Below are 15976 nucleotides of genomic sequence, written 5' to 3' on the forward strand. Positions count from 1 at the left end.
AATGTCCCGGCACACACCCCGCCCGGCTCCGCTTGCGGGCCTTCGCGTCGTCGAGATCTCGGCCTTCGTCGCAGCCCCCCTCGGCGGCATGACGCTCGCCCAACTCGGCGCCGAGGTGATCCGGATCGACCCCATCGGCGGGAACATCGACCACAGCCGCTGGCCAGTCACGGATGACGGCAAGAGCATTTACTGGGCGAGCCTGAACAAGGGCAAACAGTCGGTGACGCTCAACCTCAACAGCATCGAGGGCCAGGCGATCGCGACCGAGATCATCGCCTCCGCGGGCACGCTGATCACGAACCTTCCGAGCCGCGGATGGCTCAGCTACCAGAATCTCGTTCAGCAGCGCCCTGACCTTGTGATGCTGAGACTCACCGGCAGTCACGATGGCTCCCCCGCCGTCGACTACACGGTCAACGCCGCAAGCGGATTTCCCGCGATCACCGGTTCCGACATGGAACCAATCAATCATGCCCTCCCGGCATGGGACATTGCCGCCGGGCTTTACATTGCGATGGGCGTGCTCGGCGCGGAGCTCGAACGGCGTCACTCCGGCGAGGGACAGGAAATCAACATTGCCCTGTCCGACGTCATGCTCGCGACGGTGGGAAATTTAGGCTACGTGGCGGAGATCCAAGTCAACGGCGCTACCCGCGGCCCCCTCGGCAACGGACTCTACGGCGCCTACGGCCAAAGCTTCACCTCCTCCGACGGGCGCGACGTTATGGTAGTCGTCATCTCAAATCGGCACTGGCGCTCCCTCGGCGAGGCGACGGGGCTCACAGACAAGCTAGCGATGATCGGTCCCATGCTCGACGTGGATCTCGGGAGTGAGGGCGGCCGCTATGAAGCACGCGAGGCCATCGACGCGGTGCTGAGACCTTGGTTCGCAGGGCACACCGCCGAAGAAGCCTCGAAAGTGCTCGCGAACGCAGGCGTGCTCCAGGGCATATTTCAAACCTTCGAGGAACTCGTCACGCGCGATCCGCGCTGCTCGACCGCGAACCCGCTCTTCACCGAGATTGACCAGCCCGGAATCGGACGGGTGCTCGCGCCGCGAATCCCGCTCAGCTATCTGGGCTCACCCCTCGCCGACGCTCAACCCGCGCCGGTGCTCGGTGAAAGCACTCATGAGGTCCTAACCACGGTTCTGGGTCGATCGTCGGACGAAATCGCTCGCCTCAGAACAAGCGGGATCCTCGCCTCCTGACGACCGGCTGAGCCGCCCCGGCCGCCGGCACCTCAACATCACCCTGCAAGGAGAATCACCATGGCATTACTCAAAGACCGCACGGCCGTCATCACCGGCTCTGCACAAGGGATCGGCTACGCGATCGCCGAAGCATTCGCCGCCGAGGGTGCAAACGTTGTCATCGCCGACATCAACGCCGATGCCGCTAACGAGGCGGCGGCACAGCTTGCGATCGGTAATCGTGCCATCGGCGCCGCCTGCAACGTCGCGGTCGCCGAGGACATTGACGCGCTCGTACAAGCTGCAACCAACACCTTCGGAACCCTCGACGTATTCGTCAACAATGCGGGCATAACCCGCGATGCAACAATGCGGAAGATGACCGAGGAGATGTTCGACCAGGTTATCTCCGTGCATCTGCGGGGCAGCTGGCTAGGCACGCGCGCTGCTTCCAACATCATGCGCAATCAGCGGCATGGAGGATCCATCGTCAATATCTCGTCGATCTCCGGCAAGGTTGGACTGCTTGGCCAAACCAACTACAGCGCAGCGAAGGCTGGCATTGTAGGACTCACGAAGGCCGCTGCAAAGGAGGTCGGTTTCGCGAATGTGCGGGTCAACTCCGTGATGCCAGGGCTCATCCGCACGCCCATGACTGAGGGCATGCGTGAGGACATCAAGGAGGCACGGCTGAAGGAGATCGCGCTCGGTCGCATGGGAGAACCCGCCGAGATCGCTCAGGCTGTGCTCTTCCTTGCCAGCGACATGTCTAGCTACATATCAGGCGCAGTGATCGAGGTTACGGGCGGGCGACACATGTAAGCATTTGCCCGGGTGGAAATGACCGGGATCAGATTCCAGAGCTGCTGAAACTCAGGCGACCGGCCTGCAGGATACAAAGGGCGTCAAACAGGTGCGGTAAGTTGCCTAGAGATATGAAGTGAGGGTTGCGGATCTTTCCGTCCGGGACGGGCATTATCGCCGGGGCGGTCCCGCAGTGCCGGCTTAGGGTGCTCCGCTGCGCCCGGATGGAGGGCGGCGCTGCGGGACCTGGAACCCGGCGGTGATGTCCTTTATTCCGGACGGGCAAGTGGGGCCGGGGCCTTCTGTTTCACAGGGCCGTGGGTTGCCATTAACGGCTCCCTTGGCCTGACGGCTCCTCGGGGGTGCAATGGTAGTGCCACATGTGAGGTTTGGGAGGTCCCGGCTATGTTTGAGCATACTTTCATTGGTCTGGATGTTCACGCGGTCAACGTGGTGGGACATGCGCTGAACCCGGCCACCGGTGAAGTCAGCGCCCACACGATGCCCGCTGACCCGGCCCTGGTCCTGGAATGGATCCGCCGGTTCGCCCCGCCGGTCAAGGTCGTCTACGAATCCGGCCCGACCGGGTTCGTCCTGGCCCGTCACCTGCGGGCCGCGGACGTCAACTGCGTGGTTGCGGCGTCCTCGAAACTGCTGCGCGCTCCCGGGGACCGGGTGAAAAACGACCGGCGCGACGCCCAGGTTTTGGCCGAGATGCTCGCCGTCGGGTCGGTCACCGAGGTGCGGATCCCGGACGCCGAGGAAGAAGCCTTGCGGGATCTGTCCCGGCTGCGCTCCGGCACGGCCACGGGCCTCGCGCACGCCCGCCAGCACGTGAACGCCATCCTGCTCCGGCACGGCATCCGCTACCCGAAGGACACCCGGTGGACGAAGGAACACCGCGCGTGGCTGCACCGCCAGCGCTTTGACGAACCGGCCCTGCAGTTCACCTATCAGGCCGATGTCGAGCAGGCCGAGCTGCTCGCCGCGCACCTGGCACGGATCGACAAACACGTCACCGCCACGGCGGCGGCCTGCCGCTACTCCCCGGTGATTGAGGCGTTGATGTGTCTGCGGGGCATCCGGATCACGACCGCGTTCGGGCTGGCCGTGGAGATTGGGGACTGGACGCGCTTCACCGGTTCATCCATCGGCTCCTACCTCGGGCTGGTGCCCAGTGAGAACTCTTCCGGCCAGTCCCGGCACCAGGGCCCGATCACCAAAGCCGGCAACACCTACGCCCGCAAACTCCTGATTGAAGCCGCCTGGCAGCACCGGCGCCCTTACACCCGGCCCGGGGAGCGGCTGCTGCGCCAGCTCGACCATGTGGGCCCGGCAACCCGTATCCGGGCCCTGGAGGGAAACCACCGGCTCCACCACAAATGGGAAGTCTTCGATCAGCGCCACAAAATGTCCGTCAAGGCCAACACCGCGATCGCCCGCGAGCTCGCCGGCTGGTGCTGGTCCGTGGCCGCCCCGCTCCAGCAGGGAGAACGCATGACCGCGGCCTGACCCCGAACGTGCCCCCGGGACGTGATGCAAGTGCGATGGCAGCACCCGGAGCTAACTCGAGAGCCAACTATGAGCAGACGGCCCCAACCGTCGACGCCCGATCCTAGACACCGATAATGCTCCAGCCGAACAGATCGTCATGCGGTAACCAACCCGCGAATATCTCTAATGGTTAGTAGCCGACCCGAGGCCGGCTGGCAGACTGGCTGCCATTCCTGCCGGGCGTGACTCAGCGCATATCTGACCTGTTCGCTATTGCAGTGTCTTGAGACTGACCCGTCCGCCCGGCCGGAGCGGCACCAGTCTGACCCACTGCGATGGCTTGATAGAAGGTTGTCCGACCCGCCCGTGACCGGCCGGCCGTGACTCGTTAGAGATTTGCCTCGAAGTGACTCTTCCCCCGGACCGGCGCCGTGATGGCCCCTAACGAAAGGAGACGCCACAGTGACCATCGTGGCAGAGAAGTACACGCACGTCATCGGGGTGGACACCCACTCAAGAACGCACACGTATGCCGTGTTGGCCGCGGCGACCGGTCAGGTCATCGACACCTCGACCTTCCCGGCCAGCCAGGCCGGCATTTCCCGCGCCATCAGCTGGATGCAGCGACGAACAACAATCGGGGAAGTCCTGGTCGCGGTTGAAGGCACCGGCTCATACGGGGCAGGCCTGACCCGTGCCCTCCGCGCCGCCGGCCTTCCGGTGTGTGAGGCCAGACCGCCCAAGCGGCAAAACCGCGGCAGCATCGGCAAGTCCGATGAGATCGACGCCCGCGCCGCGGCACGGGCCGTGCTCGGGACCGACATCGCAGCCCTGGCCCAGCCACGGGCAGAAGGCGCACGGGATGCCCTGCGGGTTCTGTTGGCCGCCCGGCGGTCCATGGACGGTCAACGCACCGCCGACCGTCATGCCCTGACCGCACTGGCCCGCACCATGGACCTGGGCATCGACGCCCGCAAGGCCATCACGGACCGACAACTCCACACGATCGCGGCCTGGCGTGATCGCCCAACGGACGACGTCAGCACAAAAGTTGCCCGATCCGAGGCCACACGCCTCGCCACCGCGGTGCTCCGGCACACCAGCGCACTGGAGACCAACCGGGCCGATCTGGCGCAACTCGTGGATCAGATGGCCCCCGGCCTCCAGGATCTCCGGGGTCTTGGACCCATCACCGGCGCCATCATCCTGACCGCCTACTCCCACCCCGGCCGCATCCACTCCGAAGCCGCCTTTGCCGCCCTCGCCGGCGTGAACCCGATACCGGCATCCTCCGGCAACACCACCCGGCATCGTCTCAACCGGCACGGCGACAGGCAACTGAACCAAGCCCTGGACGTCATCGCCCGCACCCGCATGGCATCCGACGCCGACACCCGCGCCTACCTCGACCGGCGCACCCAGGAAGGCAAAACACGCCGAGAAATCCGCCGCTGCCTCAAGAGGATCATCGCCCGGCAGATCTACCGCAAACTCACCACACTCATGGCTTGACACCACCCATAGAAGGGTCAGCCTGACACTGCCAGTCGAAAAAGACCCGCCAACACCTCCACCACAACCGGCCGGCACCCAATGAGCGGCCCCCGGAACAAAACCCAGGAGCCGCTCATCCACGCCCTCTTGACAACCAAGTCTACTTCATGATCAACCCTCCCGTCAGAGGCCGTCAACCAGAGCCGGCTCAGTTATGGGTACGTCGATTTCATGGCCCTGAGAGCGTAGGTAGACGACATGGCTGGCTGTCTCCGAGACCGCTAGTCGTAGTGAGAATGCCTGCAGGGACCCCCAGCCCCGAGACCAGGTCAGGTGCTTGGCAATGTCCCACACAGTTTGTGGCCGGTGACTTTCTAGCACCCGCAGTACCTCGTGGGAGCGATCAAGGTTGTGCTGGATTAGCTGTGCGACGCGCCGCTGCATACCGATGAAACGGTACTCGTGCGCAGGGCATACCTCCATCGCGTCCTCGAAAGCGATGACATCCAGAGATTCGTAGTAGTTCTCGAGCGGATTGGGCAGTCCGGGGAGCTCCAGCGGTATGTGCGGAGAGATGCGGGGCAAGACATGGTCCCCGCTGAAGATCAGGCCGTGAGGCTCATCCACCAGGCAGATATGTCCCGGCGAGTGCCCGGGCGTTGTAATGACCCTCAGCTCCAATCCTCGGGCGGGTACCTGGCTTCGGTCTGTGAGCCGTAGGTCCGGACTGGCAAGGTTCTGCAAGTGGGCAACGGTAGGCCTGTCCATGGCCACTTCCAGGAGTCTGTCCGCCGGAACTCCCCATAACGTCAGTTCCTCGCGGTCGCTCTGCACGAAACGGTCCACGTCCTCATACGCCTTCAATCCGAGTGACTCCCGCTCGCCCAAGGCGACCCAAGCTCCCGACGCCACCCGCAAACGGGCAGCCATGCCGAGATGGTCCGAGTGATAGTGCGTGACGACAATTCCCGTGAGGTCGCTGAGGCCGAAGCCAGCTTGCCGCAGGCCTGCGGCAAGGTGTTCGAGCCCTACATCGCTGTCCCAGCCCGGATCGATCAGGATCGCCTCACCGTCCCCGATCAGAAGATAGCTCAAGGTATAGCGCATTGGATTGTTCGGAAACGGTATCGGGATGGACCATACGTCACCGTTGAGGCGTTCAATCGGCGGCAGCACCTTGTTCTGCCATGCTTCTTTTTGGGCATGACCTGTGACAGTAATCAAGGGCAGACGCATGGATTCCTTTCCAAGCAAACAGTTTTTTCTCTCTGCGAATTCCAGAACGCCGATCCCCTTTCCATTCGGAGGATTGAGCGGATCACCCCCAAGAGACATGCGCCTGCTGCTGGCCACCGACAGCTAATAGGAGTGCTCCAAGCCCGGAAACTGCCCCGAACGCACTTCCTCGCCATAGGCCACGGCGGCGGCGGCCAGGAGGGTGCGCAGGTCCGCATATTGCTTCACGAACTTGGCCATTCTGCCGCCGCGTAGACCGGCCATGTCCTGCCAAACGAGCACTTGGCCGGTTGTTGCATTGCCGGCGCCGATGCCGACTGTGGGGACTTCGACGGCCTCATTCACGGCTGCCGCCACCGAGGCCGGAACCATTTCCATCAGCACGCAGAACGCACCTGCGTCTGCCAGCGCCACAGCGTCCTCAATGAGTCTCTCGCGATCACTTCCTCGCCCCTGGACCCGATAGCCGCCCAAAGCATGCTCACTTTGCGGCGTGAAACCGATGTGCGCCATTACGGGGATACCCGCCTCAACCATAGCTCGAACAGTTTCAGCGTAGAACTTTGTTCCCTCTATTTTGACCGCATGCGCAAGTCCCTCCTTGAGGAACCGCACTCCCGTAGCGACAGCCTGTTGGGCAGAAACCTCATAGCTGCCGAATGGTAGGTCCGCCACCACTAGGGCCCGGCGGGCCGACCGGGCCACAGCACGGCAGAGCGGGAGCAACTCCTCCGTAGTGACGGGAATGCTCGTTTCGTTACCGAAGACATTATTCGATGCCGAGTCACCTACCAGCAGAACTTCGATCCCCGCTTGGTCGAATATCTCCGCCGTGTACTGGTCGTATGCGGTGAGCATGGCGAAGTGTTCACCCTTGACCTTTGTGTCGCGTAAGTGATGGATGCGGATCCTGTTCACTGGTTTCCTGGTCTCGTCCACCACCTGAGGACCGGCAGCTGCGACATGCGCTGCGGATTGTATGCCTATGCCATTGCCTAGGGTCATGACGTAGTTACCTTCCGGTATTCTCCGGTCCTCATCGCAAAGGGCGGGCGCTGCAAGTCGGGGCTAATGCTTTCCGCTGGGTCACTTCCCAGGCGGACTATCCTGTTTTTGTGGTCTACGTGGACCACCTTGGCCTCGAAGGCCCTCGCTTCTTCCGTGGTCATGTCCGCAAATGTAATGAGGATTACAATGTCGTCGACATCGATCAGGTGCGCGGCTGCACCATTGATCCCTATCACGCCGGATCCACGCTCTCCCGCAATGGTGTAGGTCTCCAGGCGGGCACCGTTGGTGACGTCCACGATCGCCACATATTCGCCCGGCAGGATGTCGGCGGCCTCCAACAGGTCCATATCGATGGTCACGGAACCGACATAATGCAGGTCGGCGTGCGTGACCGTGGCCCGGTGAATTTTGGATTTGAAGACTTTCCGGTTCATAGGGTCCTATCCATCCGCCTACTCTGAGGGCGGTCGCCTGTCCTTTAATATAAAAAATATACTAGGACCTAGAGTGTACAAGAAAATTGATCAAGTTACTTGTATAGTTGCAGGATGACGAGTATCCCGGTTGCGGAGCAGACCATGGCCTTTTCCCTAGCCGAGACGCTGTACCCGCTCCTAGTGCGTTTGAACACCCACAGGACGCTCTCCTCGGGAAAGCTAGGAGTGCTCCGCTACCTGACCGAACGCGGGCGTGCCACCACCTCCGAACTAGCTGCCGTCGTGCACGTGAGCCCGCAAGCCATATCGCTGGCCGTTAGGGAGCTCCACGATCTCCGGCTCGTCGTCCGAGTGCCAGACCACGAGGATCGTCGCAGAACCTGGATCGAACTCACTGATGCGGGCAAGCAAGCACTGATTCAAGAGTTGTCGGCGGGAAGGGCCTGGTTAGACCGCGCAGTAGCGGAGCGTTTGAGTAGCAATGAGCAAAACCTGCTCGAGGCAGCCATCCCTGTCCTCGTGAAGCTGGGGTCGGAGAAGTGGATTGCCTGAAGCAAAGGCCCATCCGCGGCTGCAGATGGGGTTGATCTATGCGGCGTTGTCCACAGCCATCGTCAGCTCGCTGGGCATGCTCTTGGTGCCGTCCATCTCTCGCGAAATGGACGTGTCAGTCAGCGCAGCGCAGTGGATGCTGACCCTCAACCTCATGGTCGGTGCCGTCGCAACGCCGGTCATGGGACGGCTCAGCGACGGGCCGCACAAAAAGCGTCTCCTGCTGTCGGCATTGTCAATCATCCTCGTGGGCTCCATGCTCGCAGCAACGGCGCAAAACTTCACGGTGTTCCTGATCGGACGGGGGCTGCAGGGCTTGACCTACGGAATCGTTCCTGTCACCATTTCCCTTGCCCGCCGCTACCTCCCCAAGGAACACGTGCAGTCAAGCATCTCTAGCCTCTCCGTAACGGTGTCCAGCGGACTCGGGGTCGGATACCCCTTGACTGGCATCGTCGCCGGGATTTTCGACTTCCGATTCGCATTCTGGTTTGCCGCGCTGTTTGTGGTGACGGCTATCATCGTGGTCTCCCGAACCGTGCCGGCACGACCCGACGGCCATGCGGCACTGGTGCCGTTCGACTACGTTGGGGCGTGTCTACTCGGCCTCGGGTTGGGTGCCCTGCTCTTGGCAGTCAGCGAAGGGCCGAATTGGGGGTGGGGCTCACCCTGGACGATCAGCGCCTTCATCCTTGCGGCCTGCGTCCTGACGACCTGGGTTCAGGCCGGGCTGAGGACTCCTCATCCACTCATCAATCTTCGAGTCTTTCGGAATGCGGAGGTGCTGCTCGCGAACTGCACCGCCATCGGGCTGGGCGCAGCCCTGTACATCGGCATTTCCATGTCGAGTCTTGTCGCTCAGGCTCCATCATCAACTGGCTACGGCGTTGCGCTTCCTGTGTTCTGGGCCGGTTGGGTGATGCTCCCGCTATCAGTCGGAAGCTTCGTTGCAAACCGTCTCGTGCGTCGTTTGTCGCACCGCATTCGTCTCGCGACGCTACTGTCGGTTGGCGCCGGCATTGTGGCGGCATCCGGAATACTCCTTTGGTTTGCCCATACTGAGCTCTGGGAGATCCTTCTTGGGATGCTGCTGTTCGGATTGGGAATGGGCGCGAGCTACGCCGCCATGCCGGCTCTGATTGCCCGCAGCGTAGCCGCCGCAGAATTGGGAAGTTCGGTGAGCTTCAACCAAGTCCTGCGCACTGTAGGAAGTTCCTTCGGTACAGCGGTCTCAGGTGCAGTGCTGGCAGCCAACATGGCGCCGGATCTGCACGCAACGGGCGGTGGAATCAGCACGACATTCGCGATCGGGGCGCTCCTTTGCACGGCAGTATTTGTCGCACTGCTCCTTCACAACCTAATGTCTCGTCGTCTACGGGCTGGCGAGACAGATCTCGTCGGCTAGACGACCCTTCCATCGTCGCCGTCACGATGCTCGCCCCGCAGGCCAACGGCACGGCTCGCGTGACCGTTGTCGTGACCCAAGTGATACTGACCTTTGCCACGATGCACTTGGCAATGCGCTTTGCATCATCTGTCCAAAAGGTCCTGGTAGAGGACAGCATTGAGCCGGTGGCTTGCATCACGAGCTTATTGTTGTCCGCTACAGCTGTTCAGATGATTGCGGACTCGCTCCCGGATTTTGTAAGAACTTGGGGTTGAACCCACCCGAGCTCGGACCGTAGTCAGTCTCATCTCGACCGGGCCGATCTCGGTCAGCACGGTCTTCGGCCTGGTGCCGTTGCGCATGTCGGCTGCGATCGGCGTCTGGCCATGCTCGTGGCCCAGGTGCTCGGTCAGTTCCGCTTCCAGCGCGGTCTCCAGCACGTTTCTCGTAAGCTGGTTCAGCAGCCCGCCCGGGCCTACCAGGCTCACGCCCTGCTCCTTGGCCTGCGTGAGCACCCGCTCCGCAAGCTCCTTCTGATCGATCATCTCTCCCGTCACAGAATCGATCATTACCCCTGTCATCTCGGTCGTGGACTCTGACACGGCCGTCTCCTTTCGGATCAGGCCGGACCCTCACACACCGTTTTTGTTACAGTCCCAGCACAGTCCGTGTTAGCGACGGGAGGGAATTGCACAGTCAGGGGGTGAAGATTTCTTTGGCGATGGTGATGGCGGACATTGCTTTTGGCCACCCGGCGTAGAAGGCCAGGTGGATGATGGCTTCTTTGAGTTCAGCTTCTGTCAGCCATTGTCCTTGGCCCTGGTGAGGTGTCCGCGGAGTTGTTCGGTGCTGCCGCCGGTTACCAGACTGGCAACCGTGACCAGACTGCGGTCCCGTGGCGACAGTTCCGGTCGTTCCCAGATGTCTCCGAAGAGCACGTTGTCCGTGAGGTCGACGAGCTTGGGTGCGAAGTCGCCAATGAGTTGCTGTGCGCGGGTCTAGTTCAGTCCTTGGGGTTGGGTGGAGTACGTTTCGGGCTTGCCGGGTTCGCTAGTTGCTAGGAAGCCTGGTTACTTGCAGCCAGGACTGGATGTCAGGTCCGGCGTCCCGGACTTCCTCCCCCTTCACCGCCAGGCCCTGCCCCATGGCCGCCCCGCGGCAGGACCTGGCGTAGTCGCGTTCGGTGTTGCCCAGCCCGCTCATGGCATGGGTAGTGACGGGGTGGATTGTCTTGCCGGTGAAGTCATAGCTTTCGGCGAAGGTCGTCATGATCATCGGTGCCCGGACGTTCCAGATGCCGCTGGCCAGGAGCACGGTGTCGTACTGCTCGATGCGGGGCAGGGGGTTGGCGATGGCCGGGCGGGCCTCAATGTTTTGTTCACGGACGTTGCGGGCCACAGTCGCGTCGTAGCCGTCCGGATAAGGGTCAGCGGCTTCGATGCGGTGGACATCACAGCTAATGGCATGGCTGATCATGCCGGCCAGAACTTCCGTGTTGCCGATGTCCAGGTTGGTGCGCCCGCCGTAGTAGTAGTTTTCCCCGGCACGGGAGAAGTAGGCCAGCAGAACCCGACGGTCCTTTTGGCCCGGGCCTGTGCCCCCCGTGGCGGAGTCGGCGGCGGTTGGGTTGGGGCTGGTGTCTGGTGAGGGCACTGTGGTTGTTCCTTCTGGTGTGCAGCCTGCTGTTCCAGCGGCCAGCAGCGCTCCGGTCAGGCCTGCGGCCGCGCCGTGAAGCGCGGTCCGCCGGCTGATGCTTGGCAGGTGGGTTGTCATTAGGTGCCTTTCTGGAATCAGCTGTACCGGCGTACGCCCAGCCAGCTCACCATTTCGGGGTCGCGGTGGTCGAAGAAGAGGCTGGCACCGGTGTCCAGGGTGGCGATCTTGCCCATCTGTTCCTCGGTCAGGGTGAAGCCGAAGGCGTCGAGGTTCTGCGCCATGCGCTCGGGGCGGACGGACTTGGGAATGACGACGACGTCCCGCTGGATGAGCCAGCGCAGCACCACCTGGGCCACGGACCTTCCGTGTGCCTCGGCAATTTCGGTGAGCAGCGGGTCGGTGAACAAGTTATTGCGGCCTTCGGCGAACGGCCCCCAGGACTCGATCTGGACGCCTCGTTTGCGCATCAGCGCCTGGTCGGCTTCGCGCTGGTGGAACGGGTGGGTCTCGATCTGGTTGACCGCGGGGACGATCTCGTTGTGGTCAATGAGGTCCACCAGGCGGTCGGGGTGGAAGTTCGAGACGCCGATCGCGCGGGCAAGGCCTTCCTTGTTGATCTCCTGCATGGCGCGCCATTCGCTGTAGTAGTCACCGAGGGGCTGGTGGATCAGGTACAGGTCCAGGTAGTCCAGGCCCAGGCGGTCCAGTGAGTTGTCGAACGCGCGCTTGGTGTCGTCCTGGACGTTGCCGGCGGGGGCGTGCTGGATCCAGAGCTTGGTGGTGACAAAGAGCTCATCGCGGGCGATCCCGGACGCTTTGATCGCCGCGCCGACGGCCGCTTCGTTGCCGTAGGAGGCGGCCGTGTCCAGGTGGCGGTAGCCGGCGGCGAGGGCAGCTTCGACGGCGGCCTGGGTTTCCTCGTCGGGGATCTGGAAGACGCCGAAGCCGAGGATTGGCATTTCGACGCCGTTGTTCAGGGTCACAGTCTTCATGGTGTTCCTTTTGTTTGGGACAGTGGTGAGGGTTAGCGGATGGCTTGGGTGTGGGCTGTTGCGTAGTCGAGGTCGGTGACCGGTTCGAGCCATGTGGCGCTTCGCCCGTTGTCGTGCTCGACCATGGCCAGGTGGCACATGAGGCTGTCGGGCACGGCGCCGTGCCAGTGTTCTTCGCCGGGCGGTGTGTGGACTGTGTCTCCCGGGCGCATGAGGATGACCGTGCCGTCGCGTGTGCCGACCAGCCCGGTCCCCTCGGTGCACCGGAGGGTCTGCCCGAGGGGGTGGGCATGCCAGTTGGTGCGGGCCCCGGGGGTGAAGTGCACCAGCGCGGCCACCAGCCTCGACGGCGCCTCGCCGGCGTGGAGCGGGCTGAGGTAAACGTCTCCGGTGAACCTCTCGACCGGGGCCTGTGCAGTGGGTGCTGGGTCGATGAGTTTCATGCTGCTTTCCTTTGATCGTGGCGAAGGCTCAGGGAGGCAAAGATGAGAATGACGAGGATCAGCGCGGTCCAGCCCAGGCTGGCGCGCAGCCCTTCCATGAAGCCCTGCCCGGCGAGGGCTGCGCCGAAGATCGCGACGCCGAGGGAGCCTCCCACTTGCCGGGCCGTGTTGACGACGCCGCTGGCCGTTCCGGCGCGTTCGGCGGGCACGTTGTCCATCACCAACGCGATGATCGGCGGCACGGTGAAGGACCCGCCGACACCTACCGGCACCATCATGAAGGCGACGAGCAGTACCGGTGCGTCCCCGGGCAGCAGGCACAGCCCGGCGAGGCCCAGTGCCATGACCAGCTGTCCCGCCGCGATCATGGCTACCGGCCCGAATCGGGCCATCAGCCGGGCCACCAAGGGATTCAACAGGGCAACCAGGGCGGTCATGGGCAGGAACAACAGTCCGGTCTCCAGCGGCGTAGCCCCGCGCTGCTGTTGGAAGTACAGGCTTTGCAGGAAAACGACGCCGTAGAAGGCAGCCATCGTGACTACCGCGATGGCCAACGTGGTCGAGACCGTACGGGAACTGAACAGGTCCAGCGGCACCATAGGGTGCCGGCCGCGGGCCTGCGCCAGCACGAAGGCCACCGTCGATGTAACGGACACAGCGAACAGGGTGAGGATTTCAGGGCTTCCGTAGCCGACCTCCGCGCCTTCGATGATGCCGTAGGTCAGGCTGGCCAGCGCCAGCACCGCGGTGATCTGGCCCAACCAGTCAAAGGGCATCGGGCGCCGACGCGAGGGAGCGACGCGTGAAAGGACGAACAGTGCGGCCGCCCCGACCGGAAGGTTGACGAAGAAAATAAGGCGCCAGTCAATCTGGGTGAGGACACCGCCGAGCACCGGACCGGCCGCGGCTGCCACGGAGCCGCCCAAGCCCCAGTACACGATGGCCCGGCCCCGCTGCACCGCGTCCTGGTAGGCCTCCCGGATGAGGGCCAGGGAAGCAGGGGTGATCAGTGCGGCTCCGATGCCCTGCAGGATCCGTCCCGCGACCAGGGCGGCGAGGCCCGGGCTGAAGGCGCAGGCAGCGGACGCCGCGGTGAACAGGATCATCCCGATCCCGTAGGCGCGGCGGGCGCCTGCCCGGTCCGAGAACGTCCCCGCGAAGAGTTGGAGTGACGAGAACATCAGCGTGTAGCCCGTGACCACCCATTGAAGCCCGGCCAGTCCGCCGCCGAAGTCGTTCCGGATCGCGGGGAGGGCGACGTTGACGATCTGGGCGTCCAGGGCAACGACGAAGAAGCCCAGCATGGCCACCGCCAGGGAAGCGCGGGGCCGGGCGGCGGTAGTCGAAGGGCTGGCAACAGAGGGGGTCATGTGTGCTTTCAGTGACGGCAAAGGTGAACTCATTCAAGAAAACCAGTCCTTACGCCCGCGTGGGAGTACCTGTTGTGCGGTGTACTGCCAGTTCCTGTTAGAGCCGTCCGGACCGTCGTAGCGTAGAGGAATGGACAACACCACGGACGTCCGCGAGTTCCTCATGAGCCGCCGAGCGCACGTCACCCCCGCCCAGGCCGGCCTGACCGCCTACAGCGGAACCCGGCGGGTCGCCGGGCTCAAACGCGAGGAAGTCGCGATGCTGACCGGCGTCAGCACCGAATACTACGCGCGCCTCGAACGCGGAAACCTGCGGGGAGTCTCTGAGTCCGTCCTCGACTCGCTCGCACGGGCCCTGCAGCTCGATGAAGCCGAACGGGCCCACCTGTTTGACCTGGCCAAAGCCGCCGCACCGTCCCGCCCAGCCGGCAACCGCCGCGGACGCGCGGAGGTGCGGCCCAGCGTCGAACGGATCCTCGCCGGGATGACCGGCACGCCCGCGTACGTCCGGAACTCCCGGATGGAGATCGTGGCAGCGAACAACCTCTTCTTCGCCCTCTACACCGGCATCCTCAGCTCCGACACCCTGCCGTTGAACCTGGCCCGGTTCATGTTCCTTGACCCCCGCTCACAGGACTTCTTCGTCGACTGGGACACCCTCGCGGACGATTTCGCCGCCGCACTGCGCGCCGAGTCCGGCCGCAACCCCCGCGACCGATACCTGAACAGCCTCATCGGCGACCTCGCCGCCGGAAGCACCGAGTTCTCAACCCGCTGGGCCCGGCACAACGTCCGCTTCCACCGGACAACGCGTAAAACCATGCGCAATCCCCTCATCGGCGAGATCGAACTCACCGGCGACGCACTCGAACTTCCCGGAGAAGGCATGACAATGATTGCCTACACCGCCGAACCAGGCAGCCACGCCCAGGAACAACTCGACTTCCTCGCCAGCTGGAGCAACACCGTGAAGCATCCGGCCGAACCGGCCGTTGCCAGTCCAGCCCCGCCCAAGCCCTCCCAACACGATCAATAGGCAGCACCAGGGCGCACCTTGCGTTCTATGCCGGCTGGCGGCAGACCATGTCCGCCTGCCAGGTCGCCAAGCGCGTGTCCGCGCAGTAAGGAAAGGAATTTCATGAATGCACACCACGAGCCCACCCGGGTCGCACTGGTCACCGGCGCGTCCTCGGGGATTGGGGAAGCGGCTGCTCGCGCCTTCCATGCCTTGGGCTTCAAAGTCGCGCTTCTCGCCCGCCGCACGGAACGGATCGAGGCCATCGCGGACGAGCTCGGCGAAGGTGCGATCGCGGTTGCAGCCGACGTCACCGACAGGGACGCCCTCGTCGCGGCGGCCGACAGGGTTAGGACAGAACTGGGCCGGGTGGACATCCTCGTCAACAACGCCGGCATCATGCTGCTGGGCCCGTTCAGCTCAACGCAGCGTGAGGACTACCGCCGGATGATCGAGGTGAACCTGCTCGGCGCGATCACCGCGACGGAGGTTTTCCTCGACCAACTCGTCGACGGTGGTGGCGATATCGTGAACATCTCCTCGGTGGCCGGACGCACCGCCCGCGCCGGAAATGGTGTGTATGCGGCGACGAAATGGGGCATGAACGGTTGGTCCGAGTCGCTGCGGCAGGAGCTGCTGCCGGATGTTCGGGTGACGCTCATCGAGCCGGGAGTGGTGGCCACCGAGCTGCCTAGTCACATCACCCACGAGGCGACGAACGCGGCGGTCAACGAGATGTACAGCGCGGCAACCGTGACGGCCGGGGACGTCGCCGAGGTCATTGCGTTCGCTGTTCAACGGCCAAAACACCTCGCGATCAACGAGATCCTGCTGCGCCCGGCAACGCAGGCCTGATTAGCCGAATGAACACGCAGCGTGGGGCCGCCGAC

General features: G+C 63.5%; 17 protein-coding genes and 1 pseudogene. 9 read left to right on the forward strand and 9 right to left on the reverse strand.

The genetic code is table 11. The features are described 5' to 3' along the window. Position 1: 1 nt before the first annotated feature. The 4 genes from KNN17_RS13660 (at position 2) to KNN17_RS13675 (ending at position 5005) form a co-directional block, all read left to right on the forward strand. Positions 2–1213 carry a CoA transferase gene (locus tag KNN17_RS13660; protein ID WP_241709582.1) on the forward strand — a complete coding sequence of 404 codons (1212 nt, stop codon included), beginning with the start codon at positions 2–4 and terminating at the stop codon, positions 1211–1213. Positions 1214–1273: 60 nt separating this feature from the next. Continuing rightward, complete coding sequence (fabG, locus tag KNN17_RS13665; protein WP_241709583.1) at positions 1274–2017, forward strand: 3-oxoacyl-ACP reductase FabG; 744 nt, start codon at positions 1274–1276, stop codon at positions 2015–2017. A gap of 387 nt (positions 2018–2404) precedes the next feature. Then, entirely contained in the window at positions 2405–3511 is a 1107-nt protein-coding gene (locus KNN17_RS13670) for an IS110 family transposase (RefSeq protein WP_241709584.1), read from the forward strand. A gap of 444 nt (positions 3512–3955) precedes the next feature. Then, positions 3956–5005, forward strand: a complete 1050-nt coding sequence (locus tag KNN17_RS13675) for an IS110 family transposase (RefSeq protein WP_241709585.1) — start codon at positions 3956–3958, stop codon at positions 5003–5005. Positions 5006–5170: 165 nt separating this feature from the next. Here KNN17_RS13675 and KNN17_RS13680 read toward each other — a convergent pair whose 3' ends face one another. From KNN17_RS13680 to panD, 3 genes are all read right to left on the reverse strand, one after another. Continuing rightward, entirely contained in the window at positions 5171–6223 is a 1053-nt protein-coding gene (locus KNN17_RS13680) for an MBL fold metallo-hydrolase (RefSeq protein ID WP_241709586.1), read from the reverse strand. A gap of 123 nt (positions 6224–6346) precedes the next feature. Further along, on the reverse strand, positions 6347–7228 hold the full coding sequence (gene panB / locus KNN17_RS13685; RefSeq protein WP_241709587.1) for a 3-methyl-2-oxobutanoate hydroxymethyltransferase: 882 nt from the start codon (positions 7226–7228) through the stop codon (positions 6347–6349). Then, entirely contained in the window at positions 7225–7668 is a 444-nt protein-coding gene (gene panD / locus KNN17_RS13690; protein WP_241709588.1) for an aspartate 1-decarboxylase, read from the reverse strand. The genes panB and panD overlap by 4 nt, the downstream gene beginning before the upstream one ends. Positions 7669–7782: 114 nt before the next feature. Here panD and KNN17_RS13695 point away from each other — a divergent pair, with 114 nt between their 5' ends. Genes KNN17_RS13695 through KNN17_RS13705 form a run of 3 tightly spaced genes read left to right on the forward strand, consistent with a single transcriptional unit; the run spans position 7783 to position 9885 of the window. Next, positions 7783–8223, forward strand: a complete 441-nt coding sequence (locus tag KNN17_RS13695) for a MarR family winged helix-turn-helix transcriptional regulator (RefSeq protein WP_241709589.1) — start codon at positions 7783–7785, stop codon at positions 8221–8223. Then, positions 8216–9628, forward strand: a complete 1413-nt coding sequence (locus tag KNN17_RS13700; RefSeq protein WP_241709590.1) for an MFS transporter — start codon at positions 8216–8218, stop codon at positions 9626–9628. The genes KNN17_RS13695 and KNN17_RS13700 overlap by 8 nt, the downstream gene beginning before the upstream one ends. Before the next feature lie 26 nt (positions 9629–9654). Beyond that, a complete protein-coding gene (locus KNN17_RS13705) occupies positions 9655–9885 on the forward strand; it encodes a hypothetical protein (RefSeq protein ID WP_241709591.1) in 231 nt (76 codons plus the stop codon). Here the strand turns inward: KNN17_RS13705 and KNN17_RS13710 are convergent. From KNN17_RS13710 to KNN17_RS13735, 6 genes and pseudogenes are all read right to left on the reverse strand, one after another. After that, positions 9814–10179 carry a transposase gene (locus KNN17_RS13710; RefSeq protein ID WP_241709624.1) on the reverse strand — a complete coding sequence of 122 codons (366 nt, stop codon included), beginning with the start codon at positions 10177–10179 and terminating at the stop codon, positions 9814–9816. The genes KNN17_RS13705 and KNN17_RS13710 overlap by 72 nt on opposite strands. 127 nt (positions 10180–10306) lie before the next feature. Then, positions 10307–10590: pseudogene (locus KNN17_RS13715) on the reverse strand (carboxymuconolactone decarboxylase family protein). 70 nt (positions 10591–10660) lie between these two features. Next, positions 10661–11383, reverse strand: a complete 723-nt coding sequence (locus KNN17_RS13720) for a flavodoxin (protein ID WP_241709592.1) — start codon at positions 11381–11383, stop codon at positions 10661–10663. A gap of 17 nt (positions 11384–11400) precedes the next feature. Further along, positions 11401–12258, reverse strand: a complete 858-nt coding sequence (locus KNN17_RS13725) for an aldo/keto reductase (protein WP_241709593.1) — start codon at positions 12256–12258, stop codon at positions 11401–11403. A 32-nt stretch (positions 12259–12290) separates the two neighbouring features. After that, a complete protein-coding gene (locus KNN17_RS13730) occupies positions 12291–12701 on the reverse strand; it encodes a (R)-mandelonitrile lyase (protein ID WP_241709594.1) in 411 nt (136 codons plus the stop codon). Further along, on the reverse strand, positions 12698–14071 hold the full coding sequence (locus KNN17_RS13735) for a DHA2 family efflux MFS transporter permease subunit (protein ID WP_241709595.1): 1374 nt from the start codon (positions 14069–14071) through the stop codon (positions 12698–12700). Before KNN17_RS13735 ends, KNN17_RS13730 begins: the two co-directional genes overlap by 4 nt. 130 nt (positions 14072–14201) lie before the next feature. On the opposite strand from KNN17_RS13735, the gene KNN17_RS13740 reads away from it, so the two are divergent. Together KNN17_RS13740 and KNN17_RS13745 are read left to right on the forward strand one after the other, a co-directional pair. Beyond that, positions 14202–15107: a helix-turn-helix transcriptional regulator gene (locus tag KNN17_RS13740; RefSeq protein WP_241709596.1), complete on the forward strand. Its 906-nt coding sequence runs from the start codon at positions 14202–14204 to the stop codon at positions 15105–15107. Between the two features lie 102 nt (positions 15108–15209). Further along, entirely contained in the window at positions 15210–15941 is a 732-nt protein-coding gene (locus KNN17_RS13745; protein ID WP_241709597.1) for an SDR family oxidoreductase, read from the forward strand. The last annotated feature ends 35 nt before the right edge of the window (positions 15942–15976 follow it).

It is taken from the genome of Arthrobacter bambusae (assembly GCF_022606295.1).
GTDB lineage: Bacteria > Actinomycetota > Actinomycetes > Actinomycetales > Micrococcaceae > Arthrobacter > Arthrobacter bambusae_A.